The organism is Massilia sp. LjRoot122 (assembly GCF_964252725.1).
Classification (GTDB): Bacteria; Pseudomonadota; Gammaproteobacteria; order Burkholderiales; family Burkholderiaceae_D; genus Telluria.
Window position 1 is genome coordinate 1,333,827 of sequence record NZ_CAXUPB020000001.1, and the last position, 25,888, is coordinate 1,359,714.

The 25,888-nt window shown below is 64.5% G+C and carries 22 protein-coding genes; 6 read left to right on the forward strand and 16 right to left on the reverse strand.

What is annotated here, in order from left to right; all coding sequences use genetic code 11:
• Nucleotides 1-48: 48 nt before the first annotated feature.
• From ACSQ25_RS05845 to ACSQ25_RS05875, 7 genes are all read right to left on the reverse strand, one after another.
• Nucleotides 49-219, reverse strand: a complete 171-nt coding sequence (locus ACSQ25_RS05845) for a Flp family type IVb pilin (RefSeq protein ID WP_436104769.1) — start codon at nucleotides 217-219, stop codon at nucleotides 49-51.
• A 405-nt stretch (nucleotides 220-624) separates the two neighbouring features.
• Nucleotides 625-1,317: a response regulator gene (locus tag ACSQ25_RS05850; protein WP_436104770.1), complete on the reverse strand. Its 693-nt coding sequence runs from the start codon at nucleotides 1,315-1,317 to the stop codon at nucleotides 625-627.
• A gap of 6 nt (nucleotides 1,318-1,323) precedes the next feature.
• A complete protein-coding gene (locus ACSQ25_RS05855; RefSeq protein WP_436104771.1) occupies nucleotides 1,324-2,787 on the reverse strand; it encodes a sensor histidine kinase in 1,464 nt (487 codons plus the stop codon).
• Between the two features lie 506 nt (nucleotides 2,788-3,293).
• Nucleotides 3,294-5,537, reverse strand: a complete 2,244-nt coding sequence (locus ACSQ25_RS05860) for a RelA/SpoT family protein (protein WP_436104772.1) — start codon at nucleotides 5,535-5,537, stop codon at nucleotides 3,294-3,296.
• Nucleotides 5,538-5,614: 77 nt separating this feature from the next.
• Nucleotides 5,615-5,818, reverse strand: a complete 204-nt coding sequence (rpoZ, locus tag ACSQ25_RS05865; RefSeq protein ID WP_056443456.1) for a DNA-directed RNA polymerase subunit omega — start codon at nucleotides 5,816-5,818, stop codon at nucleotides 5,615-5,617.
• Nucleotides 5,819-5,869: 51 nt separating this feature from the next.
• Nucleotides 5,870-6,514 carry a guanylate kinase gene (gene gmk, locus ACSQ25_RS05870; RefSeq protein ID WP_436104773.1) on the reverse strand — a complete coding sequence of 215 codons (645 nt, stop codon included), beginning with the start codon at nucleotides 6,512-6,514 and terminating at the stop codon, nucleotides 5,870-5,872.
• Between the two features lie 139 nt (nucleotides 6,515-6,653).
• On the reverse strand, nucleotides 6,654-7,541 hold the full coding sequence (locus ACSQ25_RS05875; protein ID WP_436104774.1) for a YicC/YloC family endoribonuclease: 888 nt from the start codon (nucleotides 7,539-7,541) through the stop codon (nucleotides 6,654-6,656).
• A 94-nt stretch (nucleotides 7,542-7,635) separates the two neighbouring features.
• Between ACSQ25_RS05875 and ACSQ25_RS05880 the strand changes: the two genes are divergently transcribed.
• From ACSQ25_RS05880 to hemW, 5 genes are all read left to right on the forward strand, one after another.
• The gene (locus ACSQ25_RS05880; RefSeq protein ID WP_436104775.1) at nucleotides 7,636-8,616 is read left to right on the forward strand and encodes a serine/threonine protein kinase; all 981 of its coding nucleotides are present in this window, start codon (nucleotides 7,636-7,638) and stop codon (nucleotides 8,614-8,616) included.
• Nucleotides 8,617-8,627: 11 nt separating this feature from the next.
• Nucleotides 8,628-9,554: a PP2C family protein-serine/threonine phosphatase gene (locus ACSQ25_RS05885; protein ID WP_436104776.1), complete on the forward strand. Its 927-nt coding sequence runs from the start codon at nucleotides 8,628-8,630 to the stop codon at nucleotides 9,552-9,554.
• Between the two features lie 11 nt (nucleotides 9,555-9,565).
• On the forward strand, nucleotides 9,566-10,300 hold the full coding sequence (gene rph, locus ACSQ25_RS05890) for a ribonuclease PH (protein WP_436104777.1): 735 nt from the start codon (nucleotides 9,566-9,568) through the stop codon (nucleotides 10,298-10,300).
• A gap of 197 nt (nucleotides 10,301-10,497) precedes the next feature.
• On the forward strand, nucleotides 10,498-11,085 hold the full coding sequence (rdgB, locus tag ACSQ25_RS05895) for an RdgB/HAM1 family non-canonical purine NTP pyrophosphatase (RefSeq protein ID WP_436104778.1): 588 nt from the start codon (nucleotides 10,498-10,500) through the stop codon (nucleotides 11,083-11,085).
• Nucleotides 11,082-12,317 carry a radical SAM family heme chaperone HemW gene (hemW, locus tag ACSQ25_RS05900; RefSeq protein WP_436104779.1) on the forward strand — a complete coding sequence of 412 codons (1,236 nt, stop codon included), beginning with the start codon at nucleotides 11,082-11,084 and terminating at the stop codon, nucleotides 12,315-12,317. The genes rdgB and hemW overlap by 4 nt, the downstream gene beginning before the upstream one ends.
• Before the next feature lie 3 nt (nucleotides 12,318-12,320).
• Here hemW and ACSQ25_RS05905 read toward each other — a convergent pair whose 3' ends face one another.
• The 5 genes from ACSQ25_RS05905 to ACSQ25_RS05925 all read right to left on the reverse strand — a co-directional run bounded on the left by ACSQ25_RS05905 (nucleotide 12,321) and on the right by ACSQ25_RS05925 (nucleotide 20,870).
• Entirely contained in the window at nucleotides 12,321-13,310 is a 990-nt protein-coding gene (locus tag ACSQ25_RS05905; protein WP_436104780.1) for a M28 family peptidase, read from the reverse strand.
• A gap of 378 nt (nucleotides 13,311-13,688) precedes the next feature.
• A complete protein-coding gene (locus ACSQ25_RS05910) occupies nucleotides 13,689-14,660 on the reverse strand; it encodes a phosphatase PAP2 family protein (RefSeq protein ID WP_436104781.1) in 972 nt (323 codons plus the stop codon).
• A 367-nt stretch (nucleotides 14,661-15,027) separates the two neighbouring features.
• Nucleotides 15,028-16,452, reverse strand: a complete 1,425-nt coding sequence (locus ACSQ25_RS05915; protein ID WP_436108027.1) for an efflux transporter outer membrane subunit — start codon at nucleotides 16,450-16,452, stop codon at nucleotides 15,028-15,030.
• An 8-nt stretch (nucleotides 16,453-16,460) separates the two neighbouring features.
• Complete coding sequence (locus tag ACSQ25_RS05920) at nucleotides 16,461-19,619, reverse strand: efflux RND transporter permease subunit (protein ID WP_436104782.1); 3,159 nt, start codon at nucleotides 19,617-19,619, stop codon at nucleotides 16,461-16,463.
• Nucleotides 19,620-19,649: 30 nt separating this feature from the next.
• Nucleotides 19,650-20,870 (reverse strand): efflux RND transporter periplasmic adaptor subunit, encoded by a 1,221-nt coding sequence (locus ACSQ25_RS05925; RefSeq protein WP_436104783.1) that lies wholly within the window; start codon nucleotides 20,868-20,870, stop codon nucleotides 19,650-19,652.
• Nucleotides 20,871-21,024: 154 nt separating this feature from the next.
• On the opposite strand from ACSQ25_RS05925, the gene ACSQ25_RS05930 reads away from it, so the two are divergent.
• Nucleotides 21,025-21,642, forward strand: a complete 618-nt coding sequence (locus tag ACSQ25_RS05930; protein WP_436104784.1) for a TetR family transcriptional regulator — start codon at nucleotides 21,025-21,027, stop codon at nucleotides 21,640-21,642.
• 137 nt (nucleotides 21,643-21,779) lie between these two features.
• On the opposite strand, the gene tal is transcribed toward ACSQ25_RS05930, so the two are convergent.
• The 4 genes from tal to zwf all read right to left on the reverse strand — a co-directional run bounded on the left by tal (nucleotide 21,780) and on the right by zwf (nucleotide 25,859).
• Nucleotides 21,780-22,709, reverse strand: a complete 930-nt coding sequence (gene tal, locus ACSQ25_RS05935) for a transaldolase (protein WP_436104785.1) — start codon at nucleotides 22,707-22,709, stop codon at nucleotides 21,780-21,782.
• Nucleotides 22,710-22,841: 132 nt separating this feature from the next.
• Nucleotides 22,842-23,342, reverse strand: coding sequence for a GAF domain-containing protein (locus tag ACSQ25_RS05940; RefSeq protein ID WP_436104786.1), 501 nt, complete (start codon nucleotides 23,340-23,342; stop codon nucleotides 22,842-22,844).
• A gap of 179 nt (nucleotides 23,343-23,521) precedes the next feature.
• The gene (locus ACSQ25_RS05945) at nucleotides 23,522-24,376 is read right to left on the reverse strand and encodes an SIS domain-containing protein (protein ID WP_436104787.1); all 855 of its coding nucleotides are present in this window, start codon (nucleotides 24,374-24,376) and stop codon (nucleotides 23,522-23,524) included.
• 13 nt (nucleotides 24,377-24,389) lie between these two features.
• Entirely contained in the window at nucleotides 24,390-25,859 is a 1,470-nt protein-coding gene (gene zwf, locus ACSQ25_RS05950; protein ID WP_436104788.1) for a glucose-6-phosphate dehydrogenase, read from the reverse strand.
• Nucleotides 25,860-25,888 lie beyond the last annotated feature (29 nt).

A 25,888-nucleotide genomic window follows, 5' to 3' on the forward strand; every position in this document is an offset into this window, starting at 1 on the left:
GTTAGGTGATCGGATTCCACCCTGTTGAACAGGGTGGGGAGCCAAGGCTTACGCTGGAACTACCAACTTTCCAGCGATGTATGCAAAGATTGCATCGAGCTTTGAACCAACTAACGTTACGGAGCCAATAATCACCACTGCAATCAGCGCCGCAATTAGGCCATATTCGATCGCCGTCACACCGTCTTCTTCTTGAATAAAGTTCGTGATCATTTCCATGATATTTCTCCCAGGTTGTCCATCGAAAGGTGGTTGTTTGTCAGCGCCTTGCCGTACCGCCGAGCCGTCCTACACCAACACGATGATCGCGAGGATGCAAACGACAGCGACGAGCGACCAGACCAGGGCATGTTCATACCGCGAACTGCCGGCCCCGGTCCGGATGAAATCGACAAGCGCCGGCGGAAGATGATCGGGTAAGCCCATGACCAACCTTTCACGTCTGCCGCACATCGTTCGGATTTCACCAGGCCTTGATGTCAGCGCTGATGTAGACACTGTAGGTGTTCTCCGACAGGACGACATCCAACATACGCCCCTTCCAGGGGGTGTCATTTGCGCTGTTTTTTGGGGAGAGAACCGGGACAAATGTCACGGTGTCGGGAGGACAAAGCGCCTGAAAGCTCAGACCGACTTGCTGCGCTCGCCCTGGCTGGACGCGAGTACGTAGAGCTCGAGCCGGTTGCTCACGTCCAGCTTCTTGTAGATGGTGACGAGGTAATTGCGCAGCGTATGTTCGGAGATGAACAGGCTTGCGGCGAGAGCCTTGTTGGTCAAGCCGTTGCCGCGCACGATGGCGTCGACGATCTTGCGTTCCTTGGCCGTCAGCGATGCGAGCTTCTGCTGGTAGGGATCGGGGGGCGGCGGTGTGCGCGGGCGGGTCAGGTCGCCGAAGATGCGGGCCATCATGTCATGCGCCAGCCACATCTCACCCTGGTGCACCTTCTCGATGGCGCGCAGGACGACCTCCGCAGGCGCGTCCTTGCGCAGCACGCCGCGCGCGCCGGCCACGATGGCGCGGTCGAGCACGGCTTGTTCGCGTACGCCGGTGAAGACCAGCGCGCGCGACACGCCGCTCACGAGCAGGGCAGGCAGGAAGTCGAGCGAGCACTCGCCGCCGAGATCGATGTCGAGCAGGATAACATCGGGCGAGTGCCGGGCCGCATGTTCCAGCGCCTCCTGGCGGTTGCTGGCGCAGGCGACCACGCGCATGCCGCTGTGTTCACTGTCGATCAGGCGTTCCAGGCCCCATAGCATGGTCTTGTGGTCGTCGACCAGCAGGACGGAAATCGGGGCGCGGGACGCGGTTGATGTCATCGTTGTTCAGAGCGGGATGTCGACATGGACCGCGGTACCGGTGCCGGTGTTGCCCACGTAGGCCACGCCGCCGAGCATGGCGGCGCGTTCGGAGATCGAGCGCGGCGTGAACGGCGCCGGCTGGCCGGAAGGACATTCGTTCTCGATCCGGATATGCAGCCAGCCGTCGCCGCGATGCAGCCTGATCGCGGCACGCGAGGCGGCGGTGTGGCGCCGGATGTTGCTGATCCCTTCGCGGACCAACTGCACGACTTCGACGCCCATGCGGTCGTTGATGTCGAGGGTGTCGCCACCGCTCAGGTCGACGTCCAGGTTGTGGTAGGTCTTGAAGTGGGCTGCCTGGGAGCGCAAGGCGAGCAGGAAGGCCGATTCGCCGGATGGTTCGGCATTGCGGGTGGCGATGGAAAAGCGGCGCAGGTCGTGCACCATGTGGTCGGCCATGTCGGCGACCTGGCGTATCCGGGCTGCCATGGGGTCCTGGCCTGCTTCGCGCAGCAGCGCGCGCAGGGCGTGCGACAGGCCGATCGTGGATTGCACGGTGCTGTCGTGCAGGTCGTTCGAGAATTTCAGGCGTTCCTGGTGGCCGGCTTCCGACGCCATGCGGTCGAGCAGGGCGATATTTTCGATGACGGGAAAGGCCTGGGCCGCCACCTGTGCGAGGAAGGCTGCATCCTGCGTGCGCAGCTCGCGTCGGGGCGACAGAACGAAGATCCGTCCTTCACCTTCGCGCAAGGGAATGGGTGCGCAGATGAAACTGCGTGCCCCGAGCAGGTCTGCCAGCCGGCAGCCGGCTTCGGCCGCCGTACGCTGCCATTTACCCAGGCCCTCGTCGCGTATCGCGAGCGACTCGGTCCAGGGCAGGGAAGCATGCCAGGCGCTCTTGTAGATGGCGCTGGAACGCGGTGCAAGGCTGGCGAACAGGCCGGCGACCTCGTCGTCGAGCACCTGGCCGGCGAGGGCAGTGCTGTTCTTGCCGCTCACGGAGCGCAAGCGCCAGTCGCGCGTCTCTTCGTCCCGGACCAGTACCAGGCAGGTCGTCGCATCGAAAAAGCTGCGGACGTGTTCGAGTACCGACGCGATCGTATGGTCGACGCCGAAACGTGGGTTCGACAGGCGGCTCACGTCCCGCAGCAGGGCGATACGGCGCCGGCTGTCAAGCAGGGCTTCGCCCCAGTGCGACAGCATGCAACCGACTGCGAGCAGGAGAATGGCGCGCAGCAAAAAATTGGCGGCGGGCACCTGGCCAATGTCATCGATGCAGGTCAGCAGGTAGAGAACGGTGCTGGCCAGGGTGACACGCGCGCCTTCGTCGTAGCCCCAGCGAAATACCGCAGTGGCGATCGCGAAAAAGAACAGGGCAAAGACGCTGGACAGCGGCCCCGTCACGGCGAGGAACAAGGTGAACCAGAATACGTCGAGCCAGTGACTCAGCCGCGGATGGTGGACCGTCGTGCCGCTTTGCCGGAACACCAGGGTTACGATGTTCTGAAACGTATATGCGCACAGCACCAGTTTTGCAACTGGATGGGTTGTGCCGAGTCGGGCCGGATCCACCATGGCCGTCAACAGAATCGCGAGCCCGAGGAGGGCTCGCATTCTTGCGATTAGTACCAGGTCGTCCACATCCGCGCATACGGACGTGTCGCCGCAATATGCATTGCCCACATGGCCCCCGCAGGTATTGGTATCGTTAAAGCAGGAAATTCGGGCTAGATCCCGCCGGCTTTCAGGGCGGGATCAGGTGCACGTCATCGAGTTGCGCGCGCCATGATTGGGTTTAGGAATTAGGTCGCGTGACAAACTCTTGTACTAAAAAATATACCACCAATTCCAAAAAGATAGTGAACGAGTGATAAATTTTGCAATGAAATGCTGTACATACGCCACAATGATGGCAATCAAGCCACGAAACGGACTCGTGCATGTGTAAATAATGGCATTTATTACGGGGAGGGACAGGAATCCAGTGCTCAAGCCTAGGAACGCTCGCGCTCGACCCGGTTCACACCCGCCACCCGCCGCAGGTTGCGGATCAGCTGTGCCAGGTGCACCCGGTCCTTCACCTGGATGGTGAAGCGCAGCTGCGTCATCACGTGTTCGTCGTCCTCGTCCATGCCGACATAGGTGATGTTGGCGTCGGACTCGCCGATCTCGGCCGCGACGCGCGCCAGGATGCCCTTCTCGTTGTTGATGAGCAGGCGGATGCGGCAGTCGAAGCGGCGGTTGAGTTCCTCGCCCCATTGCACCGCGATCCAGCGGTCGGGTTCCTTGGCGCGGATCCGCGCCGCCGGCAGGCAGTCCTTGGTATGCACCACCAGGCCCTGGTCGCGGCGCAGCTGGCCGACGATCTGGTCGCCCGGGATCGGCAGGCAGCAGGGCGCCAGCTGCACCGACACGCCTTCGCTGCCGTAGATGGTGACGGGATCGATGTCGCTGGCCGGCATCGGCAGGCTGGATGGCTTGTGCTCGGGGTCGGCGTCCATCAGGCCGAAGATGTGGCGCGCCACCAGCTGCGGCATGCGCTTGCCGATGCCGATGTCGGCATACAGCTCTTCCATCGACTTGGCCGAGGATTCGGCCAGCAGCTTTTCGATCGTGGCAGGCGGCAGGTCTGGACCGAGGTTACGCGCGGCGAGGGCGCCGGCCAGCAGTTCCTGGCCCAGCTCGACCGACTCGTTGACGTTCACCGTGCGCAGGTAGTGGCGGATCGCCGAACGGGCCTTGCCGGTGCGGACATAGCTCAGCCAGGTCGGGCTCGGGCGCGATTCCGGGTCGGTGACGATTTCGACGATGTCGCCGTTGTGCAGTTCGTTGCGCAGCTGCGCCGGCTCGTTGTTGATCTTGACCGAGACCGTGTGGTCGCCGATGCCGGTGTGGATCGAGTAGGCGAAGTCGAGCGCGGTGGCGCCGCGCGGCAGCGCGATGATCTTCGACTTCGGCGTGAACACGTAGACCGAATCCGGGAACAGGTCGACCTTCACGTGCTCGAGGAATTCGGCCGAGTCGCCGGTCTGCTGCTGGATGTCGAGCAGCGACTGCAGCCAGGCGTGGGTACGCTGCTGCAGGTCCGACATGTTCGAGTCGCCGGTCTTGTACAGCCAGTGCGCCGCCACGCCGCTCTCGGCGGTGCGGTGCATGTCCTGGGTGCGGATCTGGAATTCGACCGGGGTGCCGTAGGGGCCGATCAGGGTCGTGTGCAGCGACTGGTAGCCGTTGATCTTGCGGATCGCGATGTAGTCCTTGAACTTGCCGGGCATCGGCTTGTACAGGGCGTGCAGGGTGCCGAGCGCCACGTAGCAGTTCGGGACCGTGTCGACCACCACGCGGAAGCCGTACACGTCGAGCACCTGCGAGAACGACAGGTGCTTGTTGCGCATCTTCTTGTAGATGCCGTACAGGGTCTTCTCGCGGCCGTAGACTTCGGCCTCGATGCCGGCGCTGGCCAGCTGGTTCTTGACCGACTCGAGGATCTTCTTGACCACTTCGCGGCGGTTGCCGCGCGCCGCCTTGATGGCCTTGGCCAGCGTGGACCAGCGCAGCGGGTAGAGATGGGCAAAGGACAGGTCCTGCAGCTCGCGGTAGATGTCGTTCAGGCCGAGGCGATGCGCGATCGGCACGTAGACTTCCATGGTCTCGCGCGAGATGCGGCGGCGCTTGGCAGGCACCATCACGCCCATGGTCCGCATATTGTGCAGGCGGTCGGCGAGCTTGATCAGGATGACGCGCACGTCCGAGGCCATGGCCAGCAGCATCTTGCGGAAGTTCTCGGCCTGGGCCTCGATCTGGCTTTGGAATTCGATCTTCTCGAGCTTGGACAGGCCGTCGACCATGTTGGCGACCTGGGCGCCGAAGCGCTCGATCAGTTCGTCCTTCTTGACGTCCTGGTCTTCGATCACGTCGTGCAGCAGCGCGGCCATGATGGCCTGGGCATCGAGCTTCCACTCGGCGCAGATCTCGGCGACGGCGATCGGATGGGAGATGTAGGGCTCACCGGACTTGCGGACCTGGCCGAGATGCATCTCGTCGGAGAAGCGGTAGGCTTCCTTGACCTTTTTCAGCTCGGCGGGGGTGAGGTAGTCGGACAGCTTGTTGATCAGCTGCGTGACCGAGGCAACGCCCGGGGCGGGCGCCGGTGCCTCGGCGTCTTGCGGTTTGCCCGGGCGCTTGCCGCGGGCAGGGGTGGTGTCTGGATGGGTCGAATCCGGGGAAGACAGTTTCATGCGTTCTATCGATCAGCCAGTGTAGGCACAGAATAACAGAATATCGATATACCTAAATCCGCCCACCCCGGGGGCTCTTACATCGGCACCTTTTTCAGCATCTCGAGGCCGACCTTGCCGGCGGCGATTTCGCGCAGCGCGACGACGGTCGGCTTGTCCTTGGCTTCGACCTTCGGGGTGTGGCCCTGCAGCAGCTGGCGTGCGCGATAGGTCGCGGCCAGGGTCAGCTGGAAGCGGTTCGGGATATTCTTGAGGCAATCTTCGATGGTAATACGGGCCATGGTCACTCCTGAATAGACAATGTGCGGCAAGCCATTTACGGCGCCGCGCTCTTACGTTGGTTGATGCGCGTGGATTCCCAGTTGGGCAAACAAGTCGGCGTTGCGGGCCGCCTGCTGGGCGAAACGGCAACGTGTCGCTTTGACGATCGCCTGCAGTTCCCCGAGGGCGACGTTGAACTCTTCGTTGATGATAGCATATTCGAACTCCGGAGCGTGAGCGATCTCCCCCCCGGCGGCCAGCAGGCGGCGGGTGATGATGTGGGGCTCGTCGGTGCCGCGCTTGTGCAGGCGCTCCTCCAGGGCTTCGATCGACGGCGGCAGAATGAAGATGCCGGCCGCATCGGGGAACTGCTTCTTGACCTGGCGCGCGCCCTGCCAGTCGATTTCCAGCAGGATGTCGGTGCCGTTCTTCATTTCCTGCTCCACGGTCAGGCGGCTGGTGCCGTAATAGTTGCCGTGGACTTCCGCCCATTCCATGAATTCGCCGCGGTCGGCGCGTGAGACGAAGTCTTCCGCCGACGTGAAGTGGTACTCGCGGCCGTCCTGCTCGCCCGGACGCGGCGGACGCGTGGTGGTCGAGATCGACAGCTTGATGCCCGGTTCCAGCTTCAGCAGGGCGTTGACCAGGGTCGATTTACCGGCGCCGGACGGGGCGGCGACGACGAACAGGCTGCCGGAGAGGGCGGGAGTGATCATGTGTATTCCTTGTTAGTACGTGGTGTCATCATAACGTTGAACGCGCGGGCAAGGAACATACCCACCCTTCGTAGGGTGGGCGGGTCCCCCGCCCGCGCGTTCAAATATCGCTCGCGCATTGTTGCGCGGCGACAACAAATTATTCCAGGTTCTGCACCTGCTCGCGCATCTGTTCGATCAGCAACTTGAGCTCCATCGACGCATCGGCCAGCTCCTTGACCGAAGCCTTGGCGCCCAGCGTATTCGCCTCGCGGTTCAGCTCCTGCATCATGAAGTCGAGGCGCTTGCCGACCTGGCCGCCCTTCTTGAGGATGTGGCGGGTTTCGTTCAGGTGTGCCGACAGGCGCGACAGCTCTTCCGAGACGTCGATGCGGATGCCGTACAGCGTCACTTCCTGGCGGATGCGCTCCAGTACTTCCTGGCGGCTCAGCACCGAGGGGTTGCCGTGGCCGGCCAGGCCCAGCGCGTCCTGCATGCGCTCGACGGCTTTCTGCTGGAACTGCGAGATCACCTGCGGGATCAGCGGCGTGATGCGCTTGACGATCGCTTCCATTGAATCGATGCGCGAGAGCAGCATCGCTTCGAGCGCCGCGCCTTCGCGCTTGCGGCTGTCGACGAAGGCGGCGACGGTGGTGGCGGTGAGGGCGGCGACATCGAGCTGCAGGGACTCCTGGCCGACAGTCGATTCTTCGATGACGCCGGGCCAGCGCAGCAGCTCGGCCACCGTCATCTGCGGCGCCGCGGCGAAGTGCTTCGTCACTTCGGCCTGCAGGCGCGCGAGGTCGGACAGCAATTCCTGGTTGAGGGCCTGCGAGCCGCCGGCAGCCTTGCGGCCGAAGGACAGCCGCACCTCGACCTTGCCGCGGGTGATCGCGGCCATGATGGCGGAGCGCAGGTCGGGTTCGAGCGCGCGCAGGTCGTCATTGATGCGGAACTGGAGGTCGAGGAAGCGCGAATTGACGCTCTTGATCTCGATCGTGAGGGTGCCGGCAGCGCCTTCGCTGGTGGCCACCGCATAACCTGTCATGCTTGAAATGCTCAATGAAATCCCCGTTTTTTTATTCTTTACAAAGGCGACATTTATCCCACACAATCCTTGTCTTAAGCAAGGATTCTCCTGAATGGCCGCACAGAATAACGCCCCCCTGCCGGATGGCCTGGAAATTGCCGGATATCGCATTGTAAAGAAAATTGCGTCCGGTGGGTTCAGTATTGTTTATCTGGCATATGACGCCGAAGGCAACGCGGTCGCCATCAAGGAATACCTGCCCAGCCAGCTCGCCTTGCGCGCGCCCGGCGAGTTGATACCAGTGGTTTCCAAGCCCAATCTGCCGGTCTTCCGCATCGGCCTGAAGTGCTTCTTCGAAGAGGGGCGGGCGCTGGCGCGCATCGTTCATCCCAACGTGGTGCGGGTGGTGAATTTCTTCCGCGCCCACGAGACGGTCTACATGGTGATGGCCTACGAATCCGGCCACACGCTGCAGGACCATATCGCGCGCCTGCATGCCAGGGGCAGCCGCATGGGCGAAGCCTCGATTCGCCAGCTGTTCAAGGGCGTGTGCGCCGGCGTGCGCGAAGTGCACGCCAACAAGCTGCTGCACCTGGACCTGAAGCCGGCCAACATCTACCTGCGCAGCGACGGCTCGCCGCTGCTGCTCGACTTCGGCGCGGCACGCCAGACCATCAACATCGATGCGCCGATGCTGGCGCCGATGTACACGCCGGGCTTCGCGGCGCCCGAGCTGTACAGCAAGGCGGCGGCACTGGGACCCTGGACCGACATCTACAGCATCGGCGCGGCCATGTACGCCTGCATGACGCGTTCGATGCCGCAGCCGGTGGAAGCCCGCAAGATCGAGGACAAGACCGAGGCCGCGCTGGCCAGGCTGGAGGGCAGCTACTCGCCCGAACTGGTCGACATGGTCCGCTCCTGCATGGCGCTCGATCCGCTGGCGCGCCTGCAGAGCGTGTTCGCGATGCAGAAGGTGCTGCAGGCCGCGCCCTCGATCGCGCCGCAGGCCGAGGAAGAAGAACCCGAAGCGCCGGCCGCCGGCTGGCGCGGCCTGGCCGGACGCCTCGGATTCGGGCGTAAAGCCAGCTAGGAGAGCAGAAAATGCAGTTTTCCGTCTACCAGCAGACCCACATCGGTGGGCGCAAGGTCAACCAGGACCGCATGGGCTACAGCTTCACGCGCGACGCGCTGCTGCTGGTGCTGGCCGACGGCATGGGTGGCCACCTGGCCGGCGAGGTCGCCGCCACCATCACGCTGCAGACCCTGTCGATGATGTTCCGCATGCAGGCCAAGCCCTACGTGAAGAAGCCCGAGCGCTTCCTGGAAGAAGCCCTGAACCAGGCCCACTGGGACATCCTCGCCTACGCCGAGGCCAACAAGCTGCCCGAGACGCCGCGCACCACGGTGGTGGCCTGCCTGGTGCAGCACAACTGCGCCGTGTGGGCGCATTGCGGCGATTCGCGCCTGTACTGGGTACGCCGCAACCAGGTACTGGCGCGCACGCGCGACCATTCGCACCTCGAATACCTGATCGACCGCGGCAAGGCCAGCGAGGCCGACCGCAACACCCACCCGGACCGCAACAAGCTGTGGAACTGCCTCGGCGCCAACCAGGCGCCGAAAGTCGAGCTCTCGCGCCAGGCCAGCCTGGAGCCGGGGGACACGCTGCTGCTTTGCTCGGATGGCCTGTGGGGCATGCTGCCCGAGACCGAGATCGTGCACCGGCTGTCCACCTCGACCATCGTGCAGGCCGTGCCCGACATGGTGGCGATGGCGGCCGCGATCGGCGGCGCGCGCGCGGACAACACGACCGCGCTGGCGATCACCTGGCAAGGTGCGGAGGCGAAGGACAGCCTGGGACCGGACGTGATCTCGACCCAGATGCTGCCCGAGGACGAGGTCAGCTCGACGATCACCGCCGGCCAGCCCTTGCCGTCGGGCGCCGACGCGTTTGACGAAGACGAGATCGAAAAGGCGATTGCCGAGATCCGCGAGGCGATCGAAAAATCTTCCCAATTACTTAAATAACAAAGGCTCCCATGACGTTTGCACAACGCCCGAGCGGACGCGCGGTCGACCAGCTGCGCAGCATCCGCATCACCCGCCAGTACACCCGGCATGCCGAGGGATCGGTGCTGATCGAATGCGGCGACACCAAGGTGATCTGCACCGCCAGCATCGAAGAAAAGGTGCCGGGCTTCCTGAAGGGCAAAGGGCAGGGCTGGCTGACGGCCGAATACGGCATGCTGCCGCGCTCGACCCACACCCGCATGGACCGCGAGGCCGCGCGCGGCAAGCAGACCGGCCGCACCCAGGAAATCCAGCGCCTGATCGGCCGCTCCCTGCGCGCCGCCTTCGACCTGGAAGCCTTCGGCGAGCGCACCCTGCACCTGGACTGCGACGTCATCCAGGCCGACGGCGGCACCCGCACCGCCTCGATCACCGGCGCCATGGTGGCGGCCTATGATGCCTTCAGCGTGCTGGTGGGGCAGGGCCTGCTGGCGGCGGTGCCGGTGAAGCACTTCGTGGCGGCGATCTCGGTGGGCGTCTACAAGGGCACGCCGGTGCTGGACCTGGATTATGTCGAGGATTCGGATTGCGATACCGACATGAATATCGTGATGACGGACCAGGGGCATTTCATCGAAGTCCAAGGTACGGCCGAGGGCGCGGCTTTCGACCGCGTGGGCATGAACCGTTTGCTGGATCTCGGGCAGTTGGGGATTACGGAGTTGATTCGTTTGCAGAAGCAGTCGCTGGGACTGGTTGGGTAATTCAGCCCTTTAACTTCGGTGAGGAACTTGGATTCCCGCCTGCGCGGGAATGACGTGCCGATTATTGTGGCCACAAACATAAGCCCGTCGTTCCCGCGGAGGCGGGAACCCAATTTCGCGCTGCAGCCGCCAAAGCGTCCTTTAGCCCAACGCGCTAAAATACCCACCCTCCGCAAGAACCAAGCCCTGAGCTCCCCATGACCCAACGCCTGATCCTCGCCTCCAACAACGCCGGCAAACTGAAGGAATTCGCGCAATTGCTGGAACCCATCGGTTTCGCACTGCACCCGCAAGGCGAATTCAATGTCCCGGAAGCGGAAGAGCCCTTCGGCACTTTCGTGGAAAACGCCCTGGCCAAGGCCCGCCATGCCGCGCGCCTGACCGGCCTGCCGGCCCTGGCCGACGACTCGGGCGTCTGCGTCAACGCATTGGGCGGCGCGCCCGGCGTCTACTCGGCCCGCTACGCCGGCGAACCAAAATCCGACGCCCGCAACAACGAGAAACTGGTGGCCGACCTGGCGAAACACGCCGACAAGTCGGCCTACTACTACTGCGTGCTGGTCTACGTGCGCCATGCCGACGACCCGCAGCCGGTGATCGCCGACGGCCAGTGGCATGGCGAGATCATCGCCACCCCACGCGGCGCCAACGGCTTCGGCTACGACCCGCACTTCCTGATCCCTTCGCTCGGCAAGACCACCGCCGAACTCGAGCCGGCCGTCAAGAACGCCCACTCGCACCGCGGCCAGGCCCTGCGCGCCCTCGTGGAAAAACTGTCCAAATGATCCCGATTAAAGTCGCCGGCCCAGTGCCGAGCGAACCGCGTTCCCCCGCCACGACCGCCCTGCAATACCTGCAGCCGGGCGCGCTGAACCTGACGGCCCTGCCGCCGCTGTCGCTCTACATCCACTTCCCCTGGTGCGTGCGCAAGTGTCCGTATTGCGACTTCAATTCGCACGAGGCCAAGGGCGAGCTGCCGGAAAAGGACTACCTGGACGCCGTGCGCCTCGACCTGGAGCAATCGCTGCCCATGATCTGGGGCCGCAAGATCCACACCGTCTTCATCGGCGGCGGCACGCCCAGCCTGATGTCGGCCGCCGGCCTCGATCGCCTGCTGTCCGACGTGCGCACCCTGCTGCCGCTGGAGATCGGTGCCGAGATCACGATGGAAGCCAATCCCGGCACCTTCGAAGCCGAGCGCTTCAAGGCCTACCGCGACAGCGGCGTGAACCGCCTGTCGATCGGCATCCAGAGCTTCAATGGCGCCCACCTCAAGGCCCTGGGCCGCATCCACGACGAAGCCGAGGCCCTGCGCGCAGTGGAGATCGCCCGTTCGACCTTCGATAACTTCAACCTCGACCTGATGTTCGCGCTGCCGTCGCAGACGCTCGACGAAGCGCGTCGCGACCTGCAGACTGCGCTGTCCTTCGCCCCGCCGCACCTGTCGATGTACCACCTGACGATGGAACCGAACACGGTGTTCGCCAAGTATCCGCCGGCGCTGCCGGACGACGACCTGAGCGCCGACATGCAGGACATGATCCTCGAAACGACGGCCGCCGCCGGCTACGGTCATTACGAGGTCTCGGCCTATGCCAGGGAAGGCCGCCAGGCGCAGCACAACCTGAACTACTGGCAGTTCGGCGACTACCTGGGCATCGGCGCCGGCGCGCATTCGAAGATTTCCTTCCCGCACCGCGTGCTGCGCCAGGCGCGCTACAAGCAGCCGGGTTCCTTCATCGACGCCGCGAAGCGCGGCAACCCGGTGCAGGAAGAGCACGAGATCGCGCGCGCCGACATGGGCTTCGAGTTCATGCTCAACGCCCTGCGCCTGGTCGACGGCTTCGATCCGAATCTATTCGGCGAGCGCACCGGCATGAACATCAGCGCCATCAGCAAGGCGCTCAACGAGGCGGAAAGCAAGGGCCTGCTCTACCGCGACCACAAACTGATCAAGCCGACCGAGCTCGGCCAGCGTTTCTTGAACGACCTGCAGGAGATGTTCCTGGCGGGGTAAGGCTCAGGTTTTCACCGCACCCGCGAGCGATTCAATGGTGCGCGCCAGTCCCTTGACCACGCGCGCCATGCCCGTGTAGTCGAGCTTGTCCGGCGTATCCTCTGCCGTGTGATAGTAGGGGTAGCGCAGGAAGGCGGTGTCGGTGATCATCAGGGCAGGGTAGCCGTGCCGGTTATAGGAGGCATGGTCCGACAGGGTCACGCCCATCACGTGGGCCGGCGCCGCCAGGCCCTCGGCCGGGAAGTCCGACTGCGCCCTGAACGCCGCCAGCGCCTGGCGCACCAGCGCCGACGATTCGAGCGTGCCCACGAAGGCAATGAAGTTGCCGGTGCTCGGGTACTGCTTCTCCAGCCCCGGCGGCAGTTTCTGGCTGTTCTGGGCCTGCGAGTACCAGCCGACCGTTTCCAGGATCAGGGCCCCTTCCACGTTCTGCCCGTTTTTCTTCAGCTCGCGGGCATGCTGCATGCTGCCCATCTCTTCGCCCATGAACCAGGGCGGCTCCTCGTTCACGAAGAACACGAACTTGATTTCGGTGCCGCGGCTCGGCTGCATGGTCTTGAGCAGGCGCGCCAGCTCCAGCACGGCGGCGGTGCCGCTGCCATTGTCGTTGGCGCCCGGGGCGCCGCGCGCGGAATCATAATGGGCGCCGACGATGAAGATGCGTTCAGGCTTGGCGCCCGGCGCCGTGTTCGCGATCGAGACCTCGATATTGCGCACCTTCTGGCCGCCGGCCTGGTATTCCTGGCGGCGCAGGCGGTAGCCATAGCCTTGCAGCGTGGTCTCGATGTGCCGTGCGGCCTGTTCCAGCGCGCGCGGCGTGGCAGTGTTGTGTTCCTGGCTGGCGATCGCCGTGACGTGCGCGCGCAGGCGGGCGGACAGGTCGGGGCCGGAAGCGGACGGGGCGGAATCGGTTTCCAGGGTCAGCGTCGCCAGCGCGATCGCAAGCAGGATCGCGATGAGGATTTTCCAGTGTGAGCGGGCGAATTTGCGCATGGCAGTCGGGCAGCGGGCCCCCAAGCGTTCATGCGTCCAGTGTAGCGAGCTTGTGAAACCTGCATCGTTTCGATTCCGCGTTTCAATTCGACAGTGCAAAAAAAATGGTTCTATGCGGGGAATGGGGAAGACGGGGTTGACGAGCAGAGCCGGGGGCGGCGGGTTCAGGGTGGGATTAGGGCAAGCTACGGCACTTGCGGCGACCTTCACCTAAAAGGCGGGGCTGGGACGGCACCGGCGCAGTCTATGTCTCCACTGATTCGGGCGGCGCCATTGAGGTCGCGGCCGGCAACGGGGTTAGCAATGGCGGTAGCGGCAATCTCACAATCAAGACTGACTGATTCGCTTACCGTCAGTGGCATGCAGGCGCTGGAAGCATCAGGTCTGATTGTCGAAGGGCGCGGTGCCGAAATCCTGGCGCTCTAATTGCATTTCGCGTCCATTCTGATGATCGATGGGCTGGCTGATGTTAGCGCGGCGTTGGCTTGCCCGGTCAATCATGATCAGGCAAACCATCAATCCAAGCCCCGCAATCACGTCAACCAGATAGTGACTACCGACGGTTGGGGTCGACAGCAACATTGCCGCGTTAAGCAGGGCAAATAGCGGGAAGAGGGCGGTTCGACGCATCGCGTACACGAGCAGGAGTGCCATTGCGGCATGGAGGGATGGTATCGAGACCAGGCCTTGAGATGCCATTCCTAGCGGGATGGCCGGCATCTGACCCTGGCGCAGCAGATCAAAGTGGGATAGCGACGCGAGGTCGAACACGGTGGCATCGACATCATAGTACTTCCACGTGCCCTCCGCTGGAAATGGTCCGGAAATCGCGATGGCAGCCAGCACAGCGATGAAGTACAGGCGCAGAAATTCATCCAGCCGCGCATGGCGTTCACTGATGCCCAAGAAGATGACGACGATCGCCAGTTGCGGCAATCCGCTCGCGTAGGCAAAGTTAAGTGATGTCATCAGCCAGGGTCGTCCGTGAAGCCAGGCGCTGAAAGCCATCCAGTCGAAGCCCAAGGCGCGGTCCCACATCGCCAACGTCTCATCCACAAGTGGCGCATTTGTAGCGACCACCAAATAGCTGAGTACGGCGCCGGCGGTGGAGAACAGCAGAAGCAACACCGCGCTTGATATGGTCTTTGAGAGACGCGGGTCTTTGCGGTAGCGGGGTAGTAGCAAGGGCGCTGCCAGCACAGAGAGCCCAAGGACTGGCAACGCGAGGTTGTCCACGGCGATCCGGTGGCCAGTGAGCGGCAAGCCGGCAGCCACGATGCACACGACAACGACCACGATGGTCCAAGCCACGTTGGGGCACAGCGGACCGAGGTTATGCCTCTCCTTCATGCTGCCTCCTGACTTTGAGTAGGTCGACTATGGCACTTGTCACAAAGCCTAGCAAGATGACAATTGTCCTTATTTTCTAAACTTCTCTAGGAGGGGTAAATATGTCGAGGATTTTCTTATTACCCGTGCTCTTCCTAACCTGCCAGCTCGCGCACATCGTCGCGTTCGTCTGGATGATCGGCCCAGCCCTGGTCGGAAGCGGTCGGGCCTGGAAGATCATCCTCGGCTATGACCACCTGGGCAACAGCGTCACCGGCGGCAAGCGGGGAGAGGCGATCAGCGCCCGGGCCGAGCCAAAGGCTCGCCAGGTCATGAACCTAAAAAAAATCGGGCCGCGAAGGGCCCGATGTCATGGACAAGCAGCGGATCAGCGCGCCGCCACCGGCGTCCCCGGTTCCGTCCAGCCGCCGCCCAGCACGCTGTACAGCGTCACCTGGTTCTGCAGGCGCTGCAGGTTGGCCTGCACCGCCGCCTGCTGGGCCTGGAACAGCGCGCGCTGGGCGTCCAGCAGCTCGAGGTAGCTGGCCGCGCCGTTACGGTAGCGCAGGTCGGCCAGGTTGAAGCGGTCGGCCTCGGCCTCGGCCACCGCGCGCTGGGCGCGCAGCTGCTCGCTGAAGGTCGACTGCCCGGCCAGCGCATCCGCCACTTCGCGGAACGCGGTCTGGATCGAGCGCTCGTACTGCGCCACCGCGACGTCGCGCTGCGCACGGGCGCTGCCCAGCACGGCGGTATTGCGGCCGTAGTCGAAGATCGGCAGGATCGCCTGCGGCGCGAAGGTCCAGCCGTAGGTGCCGCTCTTGAACAGGCCGGACAGCTCGGTGCTGGCGCTGCCCACGCTGCCCGTCAGCGTAATGCGCGGGAAGAAGTTGGCGCGCGCCGCGCCGATGTTGGCGTTGGCCGCGATCAGCTGCTGCTCGGCCGCACGGATGTCCGGGCGGCTGGCCAGCAGGTCCGAGGGCAGGCCGGCCGGCAGGTCCGGCAGCTCGGTGGTCGCCAGGGTGGTGCCGCTCGGCACCGGTTCCACCGGGGTGCCGACCAGCAGCGTCAGCAGGTTGAGGTCCTGTGCGCGCTGGCGCTGCTGCGCCGCGAGCGTGGCGAGTGCGGTTTCCACCAGCGAGCGCGCCTGCTGCAGCTCGAAGCGCGAGGCCACGCCGTTGTCGAAGCGCAGCTGGGTCAGGCGCAGCGATTCCTGGCGCGTGCCCAGGGTCTGCTGGGTGATCGCCAGCAGCTCTTCGTCGGCCAGCAGCTGCAGGTAGACGCTGGCCACCGAGGAGACCAGGCTGATCTGCGCCGACTTGCGCGCTTCTTCCGTCGCCAGGTACTGGGCCAGTGCCGCCTGCGACAGGTTGCGCACGCGGCCGAACAGGTCGAGCTCGAAGCTTGATACCGAGAAGCCCGACTGGTACAGGCTCGAGATCGGCTCGTCTTCGCCGGTGGTCTGGCGCTGGCCGCTGATGCCTACGCCCACGGTCGGCAGGCGGTCGGCGCGGCTGATGCGGTACTGCGCACGGGCCTGCTCGATGTTGGCGATCGCGACGCGCAGGTCGCGGTTGTTGCTCAGCGCCTGCTCGATCAGGCCGCGCAGGCGCGCGTCCGGGAAGAAGCGCTGCCAGGCGATCGTGGCCGGCGTCTCGTTCGCCAGCTGGGCGGCCGGGGCGCTGGCGGGCTTCGCCAGTTCAGGGAAGGCCCCTGCCACCGGCGGCGCCGGACGCTCGTACTTCGGCGCCAGCGACATGCAGCCTGCCAGCGTCAATGCCAGAGCCAGCGGAGTCAATCGGGTCATTTTTTTCATCATGGCGATCATATTTTTTCCTGGACTGCGCTTGCAGCGTCTTCCTCATGCGCGTACTTCTTGCGCTGGCGTTCGCTGCCCTTGAAGATCTTGCGGACCACGACGAAGAACAGCGGCACGAACAGCACGCCCAGCGTCGAAGCCGTAATCATACCGCCCATCACGCCGGTACCGATCGCGCGCTGCGAGGCCGAGCCGGCGCCGCCCGCGATCACCAGCGGCAGCACGCCGAGGATGAAGGCCAGCGAGGTCATGATGATCGGACGGAAGCGCAGGTGCGCCGCCTCGATCGCCGCTTCCATCGGCGACTTGCCCTGCGCCTGCAGGTCCTTCGCGAACTCGATGATCAGCACCGCGTTCTTCGCCGCCAGGCCGATGATGGTCACCAGGCCGATCTTGAAGTACACGTCGTTCGGGTAGCCCCGCAGCATGGCCGCCAGCACGGCGCCCAGGATACCGAAAGGCACCACCAGCAGCACCGACACCGGGATCGACCAGCTTTCATACAGCGCGGCCAGGGCCAGGAAGATCGCCAGCAGCGAGAAGGCCATCAGGATGCCCATGGTGCCGCCCGAGAGCTGTTCCTCGCGCGACTGGCCGGTCCACTCGAAGGCGAAGCCCGGCGGCAGCTTGGCTGCCAGGCGCTCCATCTCGGCCAGCGCGTCGCCGGTCGAGTAGCCCGGCTTGGCGTCGCCCGAGATGCTCATTGCCGGATAGCCGTTGTAGCGCAGGGTCTGCATCGGACCGGTCACCCAGCGCGTGGTCGCGAACGAGGACAGCGGCACCGGCTGGCCCTGGACGTTCATGGCGTTCAGGCGCAGCAGGTCGTCCGGCTGCATGCGGGCGCCGGCATCGGCCTGCACCACGACACGCTGCAGGCGGCCGGCGTTCGGGAAGTCGTTCACGTAGCTCGATCCGAGCGAGGTCGAGATCGCGGTGTTGATCGCGTCGAAGCTCACGCCCAGGGCCTGGGCCTTGTCGCGGTCGATGTCGAGCATGACCTGGGGCGCGTCTTCCAGTCCTTCCGGACGCACGCCGGCCAGGATCGGGCTCTGCGACGCCATGCCGAGCAGCTGGTTGCGGGCTGCCAGCAGGGCGTTGTGGCCATTGCCGCCGCGGTCCTGCAGGCGGAAGCTGAAGCCGGTACCGCGGCCCAGTTCCGGGATCGGCGGCGGCGACAGCGCGAAGATGAAGGCGTCGCGCACACCGGACAGGCCGCCGATGATGCGGCCGGCCACGGCCTGGGCGCTCGAATTCTCGCCCTTGCGCTCGTCCCAGTCCTTCAGCGGGATGAAGGCCAGCGCCATGTTCTGGCCGGCGCCCGAGAACGAGAAGCCCAGCACGCTGACCATGTTGGCCACTTCCGGCTGCTTCATGATGAAGGCCTCGGCGGTACGCATCACCTCGTTGGTGCGTTCGAGCGTGGCGCCCGGCGGCAGCTGGATGTTGGCGATGACGTAGCCCTGGTCTTCGTTCGGCAGGAAGGAGTTCGGCATGCGGGTGAAGAACAGCGTCACCAGGCCGATCACCAGCACGAAGGCGAGCAGCGCGCGGCCCGAGTTGCGGATCAGCTTTCCGACCCAGCCCTCATAGCCCTTGGCGGTCTTGGCGAAGCGGCGGTTGAACCAGCCGAAGAAACCCTTCTTCTCGTGGTGGTGGCCGGCTTCGACAGGCTTGAGCAGGTGCGCGCACAGGGCCGGGGTCAGGGACAGCGCCAGGAAGGCCGAGAAGGCGATCGAGGACACCATGACGACCGCGAACTGGCGGTAGATGTTACCCACTGCGCCGCCGAAGAAGGCGAGCGGCACGAACACCGACATCAGGACCACGGTCACGCCGATGATGGCGCCCGAGATCTGGCCCATGGCCTTGCGGGTCGCGGCCAGCGGGCTCAGACCTTCTTCGCTCATGATGCGTTCGACGTTCTCGACGACCACGATGGCGTCGTCGACCACGATACCGATCACCAGCACCATGCCGAACATGGTCAGCACGTTGATCGAATAGCCCAGCGCCAGCAGGGTGCCGAGGGAACCGAGCAGGGCGACCGGAACGACGATGGTCGGGATGATCGTGTAGCGGAAGTTCTGCAGGAACAGGTACATCACCAGGAACACCAGCACCAGCGCTTCGACCAGGGTATGCAGCACCTGCTCGATCGAGATGTCGATGAACTTCGAGCTGTCGAAAGGCACGGTGGCCTTCATCCCGGCCGGGAAGAACTTCGACAGTTGGTCCATGCGCTCGCGTACCAGGCGCGCGGTTTCCAGCGCGTTGCCGCTCGGGGCCAGCTGCACGCCGATACCGGTGGACGGCTTGCCGTTCAGGCGCGCCGAGGTGCCATAGGCCTGGCCGCCGATTTCGATGCGGGCCACGTCCTTCAGGCGGACGGTCGAACCGTCCGGATTCGCGCGCAGCACGATGTTGCCGAACTGTTCGACGGTGGAGAGCTGGCCGGTCACGACCACGGTCGCGGTGATTTCCTGGCCGCGTGCCAGCGGCAGTTCGCCGATGGTGCCGGAAGCCACCTGGGCGTTCTGGCTGCGGATCGCGGCGTTGACGTCGGCCGGCGACAGGCGGAAGCCCACCAGCTTGGCCGGGTCGATCCAGACGCGCATGGCGCGCTCGGTACCGAACAGCTGCGCGGTACCGACGCCCTTGATACGCTGGATCTCGGGCAGCACCGTGCGCGAGGCGTAGTCGCCCAGCGCGATCGGGTCCCACTTCGGATCGTCGGACGAGAGGATGGTAAACAGCAGGAAGTTCGCGCGCACCTTGTCGACGCGCACGCCCTGCTGGTTCACCGCCGCCGGCAGGCGCGGGGCCGCGCGCGACAGGCGGTTCTGGACGTCCACCTGGGCCAGCTCCGGATTGGTGCCGGTTTCAAAGGTCAGGGTGATCGAGCCGCTGCCGTTGGCGGTGCTGCTCGATTCCATGTAGACGAGGCCCGGCGAACCGTTCATCTCGCGTTCGATGACGGAGATGACCGAGTCTTCCAGGGTCTGGGCCGACGCGCCCGGATAGGCGGCGTTGATCACGATCGATGGCGGGGCCACGTTCGGATACTGGGCGATCGGCAGCTGGGTGATCGAGACCGCGCCGATCACCATGATGAAGAGCGCGATCACCCAGGCGAAAATAGGGCGGTCAATAAAAAAACGTGCCATGAATTAGTCCTGTTCTTGTCCTGCGGCGGCTCAGTTGCGCGCCGAGGCGGTGGCCGGTGCCGGCGCTGCGCCAGGCGCCGCGGCGCTGGCAGCCTGCCATGGTACGACCTTGACCGGGGTACCCGGCGGCAGCATCTGCAGCTTCTGGAAGCCGTCGACCATCACGCGTTCGCCTTCCTTCAGGCCGTCGGTGACGATCCAGTTGGCGCCCTGCTGCGAGCCGATCTTGACGGTGCGCGGCGTGGGTTTGTTGTCCGCGCCGACGACCATCAGGGTGTCGCCTTGCGGGCCGCCGCGGGTGACCGCCTGCTGCGGCACCACGATGCCGTTCGGGAGCTGGGACTGGGCCAGGCGCACGCGCACGTACTGGCCCGGCAGCAGGGCGTTGTCCGGGTTCGGTACCTGGGCGCGCAGGGTGACCTGGCCGGTGCTCGGGTCGACGGTGACGTCCGAGAACAGCAGGCGGCCCTTCGTGGCCAGCTCGGTGCCGTCGTCCAGCACCACCGTCACCGGCGCGTCCTTGGCATTGCCGCCGCCGGCCTGCTTGCGCAGGCGCTGCAGTTCGGTGGCCGACTGGGTGATGTTCAGGTACATCGGATTGGTTTGCTGGATCAGCGCCATTTCGGTCGCCTGGGTGGCCGAGACGAGGGCGCCTTCGGTCACCAGCGCGCGGCCGATGCGACCCGAGATCGGGGCGTATACATTGGCGTATCCGGCGTTGATCTGGGCGATGCGCACCTGGGCCCTGGCGGCCGCCACGGCCGCTTCCGCCTGCTTCTGCGCGGCCACGGCGTTGGTGTATTCCTGCTTGCTGATGGCGTTGGCCTCGACCAGCGGCTTGTAGCGCTCGGCCTGGGCGGCGGCCTGGTTCAGGGTTGCCTGGGCGCTGCCGACGTCGGCCTGGGCCGCGGCGAGGCGCGCCTGGTAGGGGGCCGGATCGATCTGGTACAGGGACTGCCCCTGCTTGACTTCGCTGCCTTCGGTGAACAGGCGCTTGAGCACCACGCCGTCCACGCGTGCGCGGACCTGGGAAGTACGGACCGGCTCGGCGCGTGCCGGCAATTCGGTCAGCAGCGACACCGGCTCGTACTTGGTGGTGATGACGCCGACTTCCGGTGCCGGCATGCCGCCGCCTGGGCCGCCGGCGGCCGGGGCGGCGTCTTTCTTGCCGCAGCCCGACAGCAGGGCGATGGCCACTAGCGTACCTGCGGCGATGCGGGTCAGGGTCAGGGAGGAGTGGTCTGAGCGCATTACGTATGCTTCCTTCTCATTGTTGTTTCGATATCTGGCGCAGACTCGTGGACGGCGCGAGAATTGTTACTGGCTTTTGGGGACAGTTTTATATACTATCACGGCTGTATGTTTATTGCTGGAGAGCCCATTCAAATTTGAGGGCAATGAAAAAATGGCACGTAAAACCAAGGCGGAGGCTGCGGCGACCCGCGACAGCATCCTTGACGCTGCAGAAAAATTGTTCGCCGAACAAGGCGTTTCAAGAACGACTTTACAACATATTGCGAGCGCTGCGGGAGTCACTCGTGGCGCAATTTACTGGCATTTCCTGGACAAGGGCGCCTTGTTGCAGGCGATGATGGAGCGCGCCAAAATGCCGCTGGAAGAGGCGCTTCTCCTGCTCGACACCAGCGAGAGCGGCGATCCGATGCAGGATCTGCGCGATTACGTGATGACCGTGCTGCGGGTCACGGCCAGCGACGAGAAGGCACGCCGGGTCTTCGAGATCGTTACGCTGAAAATGGAGTTCGTGGCGGACGCCGTCATCATGCGTGAAGGCCGCCGTGAGAAGCAGTTGACCTGGATGCAGCGCGTGGAAACCCGTCTGGCGCAAGCGAAAGCGCTGGGACTGGTCAAGCAGGAACTCGACCCGGCCACTGTCGCGAACGGCATGTGGGTCATTCTCGACGGCTTGATCCGCAACTGGCTGTTCGACACCGAGTCTTACGACCTGGTCGCGCTCGGCGAGGCGATGATGGATACTTACCTGGCCGGCTTGCAGAACTGCTGACTGGTAGGGTGGACGGCTTCGCCGTCCGCGCGTTCAACTGAAGAATGCGTCGTCACAGCGCGTCCGTGATTTGAACGCGCGGTCGGCATAGCCGACCACCCTACAAAAAACGCGCTGTTGACAGCGCGTTTTCCTTGTTACTTCATTTCTTCGATCATCTTCTTCAGCTTGATCGAATCCGCCACGAAGGCGCGAATGCCCTCGGCCAGCTTCTCGGTTCCCATCGCGTCTTCATTCAGCATGAAGCGGAAGCTCTTCTCGTCGATTGCGATCTTCTGGATATCCGCATTGGCATCGGCCACCAGCTTGCGCTCGACCGGCGCCTGGGTGTCGGCCAGCTTCTGCAGCAGGTCCGGCGAGATGGTCAGCAGGTCGCAGCCGGCCAGTTCCAGGATCTGGGAGGTGTTGCGGAAGCTCGCGCCCATGACTTCGGTCTTGTAGCCGAACTTGCGGTAGTACTGGTAGATGCGCTTGACCGACTGCACGCCCGGATCGTCGGCGCCCTGGTAGTCGGTGCCGGTCGACTTCTTGTACCAGTCGTAGATGCGGCCGACGAAGGGCGAGATCAGCTGGACGCCGGCTTCGGCGCAGGCGACCGCCTGGCACAGCGAGAACAGCAGGGTCAGGTTGCAGTGGATGCCTTCCTTCTCCAGGATCTCGGCGGCGCGGATGCCTTCCCAGGTCGAAGCGATCTTGATCAGCACGCGCTCGCGCGACACGCCGGCCTTTTCGTACAGGGCGATCAGTTCGCGGCCCTTGGCGACGGTGGCTTCGGTGTCAAAAGACAGGGCGGCATCGATCTCGGTCGAGACGCGGCCCGGCACGTACTTCAGGATCTCGACGCCGAAACCGATCAGGAGGTTGTCGACGATTTCATCGACCGTGGCGTGCGGCGCGTCGGCGATCGCCTTTTCCAGCAGCGGACGGTATTCCGGCTTCTGCACGGCCTTCAGGATCAGCGACGGGTTGGTGGTCGCATCCTGCGGCGCGTAGGCCTTGATCGACTGGAAGTCGCCGGTGTCGGCGACGACGGTGGTGTATTGCTTGAGTTGTTCGAGTTGGTTCATGGCGGGGAATCCACAATAGGAGTTGGTTTTCGTAGGGTGGGCGGGTTTCCCGCCCACGCGTTCAACCAGCTTTTGCGCAGCCGTGCACGCTGCGGTTGGACGCGTGGGCAAGGAACTTGCCCACCCTACGGATTACGAGAAATCGGTGCCGTCGATGAAGGCGGCGAGCATGCCTTCCAGGCCGGCGCGGTCTTCGTCCGAGAAGCGGTTCAGTACCGGGCTGTCGATGTCGAACACGCCCAGCAGCGCGCCGTCCTTGATCACCGGGATCACGATCTCGGATGCCGAGGCCGAATCGCAGGCGATATGGCCCGGGAAGGCGTGCACGTCCGGCACCACGATAGTCTTGCGCTCGACCGCGGTGGTGCCGCAGACGCCGCGGCCGAAAGGAATGCGGGCGCAGGCCGGCTTGCCCTGGAAGGGGCCGACCAGCAGATCCTGGCCGTCGCCCTTGCGGGCCGGGACGGTGAAGTAGAAGCCGGCCCAGTTCAGGTCGGCGAGGGTGTCGTACACGAGGGCAGAGAACTGCGCGGCGTTCGCCATCAGATTGCGTTCGCCTTCGAGGACGCTTTCGACCTGGCGCACCAGCAGGGCGTAGTCAGGGCGGGAGCTGCGTTCGGGATTGATGTGCATGGCGTGACCCGGGATACTATGGAAACCGGGTATTTTACACGGGTGGTGGGTTGGACGCTTTGCGGTTGCTCCGCCAGAACTTGGGTTCCGGCCTTCGCCGGAACGACGTGCTGAGAGTACCACTTGACGATGAGCCGTCGTACCGGCGAAGGCCGGTACCCAATTTTGTATGCGTCGAGTTAACCGATGAAGGAATCAAACTGCATGTCAAACTCCTGCAGCGCCTTCTGCGCGTTCTGCATCTTCTTGCGGAACTCCGGCCCGCGCTTGAGCGCCAGCCCCACCGCCAGCACGTCGATCACGACCAGGTAAGCCAGGCGCGCTGAAATCGGCGTGTAGGGATCGATCGCGAACACCAGGTCGATCGGGATGAACAGGGTCGCGATGTCCGCCAGCGGCGTGCCGGAGGGCGCCAGCACGATCACGTCGGCGCCGCCGCGCCGCGCCAGCTTGGCCGAGCGGGTCAGCGCCGGATTGTTGCCGCGCTGCGAAATCGCCACCACCGCATCGCCCTCGCGCAGCAGGGCCGCCGCGATCGAGTGGATCGCCGGATCGGTATACGCCACCGTCGGCACCCCCGAGCGGAAGAACTTGTGCTGGGCATCCGCCGCCACGAAGCCCGACGAGCCCTGGCCGTAGAACTCGATCTTGTTGGCGCGAGACAGGATGTCGAGCGCCTTCTGGACCAGCTCCGGCTTGAGGTTGTTGCGCAGGTCGAGCAGGGTGTTGATCGAACGGCTGCAAATTTTATTGACCAGGTCGGCCGCCAGGTCGTCCGGCGCCGGCTGCTCGTTTGCACCCGGCAGGGCCAGGGCGAGACCCTGGGCCAGCTTGAGCTTGAACTCGTGCCAGCCGTCGTAGCCGAGGGTGCGGCAGAAGCGCACCACGGTGGGTTCGGACACCTGGGCGCTCTTGGCCAGCGCCGTGATGTTCTGGCTCACCGTATTGGCAGGCGCGGCGAGCACGGCGAGCGCCACCTTGCGCTCGGATTTCGAGAGCGAGTCGAGCTGGGTGCGGATGGAATCGAGCAGCATGATGGCCTAAGGGTCAGTCTTCCGGCAGCACTTCTTCGCGCCACTGCAGCCCGTCGCGGCCGATCAGCGCGCTCGCGGCGGCGGGGCCCCAGGTGCCCGAGGTATAGGGCACCGGTGCGTTGTCGTTCTGTTCCCAGTGCTGCAGGATCGGCTCGACCCATTCCCAGGCCGCTTCCAGCTCGTCGCCGCGCATGAACAGGGTCAGCTGGCCGCGCAGCACGTCCACCAGCAGGCGTTCGTAGGCTTCCATGCGCGGGCTGGTGAACTGTTCGCGGAAGTCGAGTTCGAGCTCGGCCTGCTTCAGGCGCATCGAATCGCCCGGGGTCTTGGCCATCAGGTTCATCGACAGGCCTTCGTCCGGCTGCAGGCGGATCACCAGGCTGTTCGGCTGGAAGCTGGACGTCGGCTGGTTGAAGATCGAATGCGGGATCTGCTTGAAGCGCACCACGATTTCGGCCAGGCGGTCGGCCATGCGCTTGCCGGTGCGCAGGTAGAAGGGCACGCCGGCCCAGCGCCAAGTGTCGATCTCGGCCTTCATCGCGACGAAGGTCTCGGTCTTCGAACCCTTCGGCGCCTCAGGTTCTTCGCGGTAGCCCGGCACGGCCTGGCCGTCGATGTGGCCGGAGCGGTACTGGCCGCGCACGATGTTTTGCGCCAGGGTGGTCGGGGTGAAGCGCTTCAAAGACCTCAATACCTGCAGCTTGGCGTCGCGCACGGCGTCCGGCGCGATCGAGGTCGGCGGTTCCATCGCCACGATGCACAGCAGCTGCAGCAGGTGGTTCTGCAGCATGTCGCGCAGGGCGCCCGAGGTGTCGTAGTAGCCCAGGCGGTTGCCGACGCCGATCTTCTCGGCGATGGTGATCTGCACGTCCGAGATCCATTCGCGGCGCCACAGCGGCTCGAACAGGATGTTCCCGAAGCGCAGGGCCAGCAGGTTCTGCACGGTCTCCTTGCCCAGGTAGTGGTCGATCCGGTAGATCTGCGATTCGGCGAACACCTTGCCGACATCCAGGTTGATCTGCTTGGCCGAGGCCAGGTCGCGCCCCAGCGGCTTTTCAAGCACCACGCGCGAGCTTGGCGTCACCAGCTTCGTTTCGGCCAGGTTGTCGCAGATGGTCGCGAACAAATGCGGCGGAGTCGCGAGGTAGTAGACGCGGGTCAGTCCCTCGTCCTGGCGCAGGGCCGCGGCCAGCGGGCCGAAGCTGGAGACGTCGGTGGCGTTCAGCGACACGTAAACGATGCGCTTCAGGAAGCGCGCCCAGGTGTCGCTGGCGGGCGCCTCCTTGATGTGCGGCTTCGAATTCTTCTCGATAAACGCAAGGAAGTCTTCCTGCGTGAAGTCGTCGCGGCCCACGCAGATGATGCGTGCTGTGTCCGGCAGGTCGTGGCAGACGTCGCGCGCATACATTGCAGGGAGCAGCTTGCGCATCGCAAGGTCGCCGCTGCCGCCAAAGAAAACGAGGTCGAAATCGGAAAGGGCCATGGGATATCTGAAAGAGGAGGGTAAGCGTT

Coding starts and splice junctions, on each gene's coding strand:
- ACSQ25_RS05845 (WP_436104769.1), bottom strand. CDS start 219: ATGGAAATGATCACGAACTTTATTCAAGAAGAAGACGGTGTGACGGCG.
- ACSQ25_RS05850 (WP_436104770.1), bottom strand. CDS start 1,317: ATGACATCAACCGCGTCCCGCGCCCCGATTTCCGTCCTGCTGGTCGAC.
- ACSQ25_RS05860 (WP_436104772.1), bottom strand. CDS start 5,537: ATGAAACTGTCTTCCCCGGATTCGACCCATCCAGACACCACCCCTGCC.
- rpoZ (WP_056443456.1), bottom strand. CDS start 5,818: ATGGCCCGTATTACCATCGAAGATTGCCTCAAGAATATCCCGAACCGC.
- gmk (WP_436104773.1), bottom strand. CDS start 6,514: ATGATCACTCCCGCCCTCTCCGGCAGCCTGTTCGTCGTCGCCGCCCCG.
- ACSQ25_RS05875 (WP_436104774.1), bottom strand. CDS start 7,541: ATGACAGGTTATGCGGTGGCCACCAGCGAAGGCGCTGCCGGCACCCTC.
- ACSQ25_RS05880 (WP_436104775.1), top strand. CDS start 7,636: ATGGCCGCACAGAATAACGCCCCCCTGCCGGATGGCCTGGAAATTGCC.
- ACSQ25_RS05885 (WP_436104776.1), top strand. CDS start 8,628: ATGCAGTTTTCCGTCTACCAGCAGACCCACATCGGTGGGCGCAAGGTC.
- rph (WP_436104777.1), top strand. CDS start 9,566: ATGACGTTTGCACAACGCCCGAGCGGACGCGCGGTCGACCAGCTGCGC.
- rdgB (WP_436104778.1), top strand. CDS start 10,498: ATGACCCAACGCCTGATCCTCGCCTCCAACAACGCCGGCAAACTGAAG.
- hemW (WP_436104779.1), top strand. CDS start 11,082: ATGATCCCGATTAAAGTCGCCGGCCCAGTGCCGAGCGAACCGCGTTCC.
- ACSQ25_RS05905 (WP_436104780.1), bottom strand. CDS start 13,310: ATGCGCAAATTCGCCCGCTCACACTGGAAAATCCTCATCGCGATCCTG.
- ACSQ25_RS05910 (WP_436104781.1), bottom strand. CDS start 14,660: ATGAAGGAGAGGCATAACCTCGGTCCGCTGTGCCCCAACGTGGCTTGG.
- ACSQ25_RS05915 (WP_436108027.1), bottom strand. CDS start 16,452: ATGAAAAAAATGACCCGATTGACTCCGCTGGCTCTGGCATTGACGCTG.
- ACSQ25_RS05920 (WP_436104782.1), bottom strand. CDS start 19,619: ATGGCACGTTTTTTTATTGACCGCCCTATTTTCGCCTGGGTGATCGCG.
- ACSQ25_RS05925 (WP_436104783.1), bottom strand. CDS start 20,870: ATGCGCTCAGACCACTCCTCCCTGACCCTGACCCGCATCGCCGCAGGT.
- ACSQ25_RS05930 (WP_436104784.1), top strand. CDS start 21,025: ATGGCACGTAAAACCAAGGCGGAGGCTGCGGCGACCCGCGACAGCATC.
- tal (WP_436104785.1), bottom strand. CDS start 22,709: ATGAACCAACTCGAACAACTCAAGCAATACACCACCGTCGTCGCCGAC.
- ACSQ25_RS05940 (WP_436104786.1), bottom strand. CDS start 23,342: ATGCACATCAATCCCGAACGCAGCTCCCGCCCTGACTACGCCCTGCTG.
- ACSQ25_RS05945 (WP_436104787.1), bottom strand. CDS start 24,376: ATGCTGCTCGATTCCATCCGCACCCAGCTCGACTCGCTCTCGAAATCC.
- zwf (WP_436104788.1), bottom strand. CDS start 25,859: ATGGCCCTTTCCGATTTCGACCTCGTTTTCTTTGGCGGCAGCGGCGAC.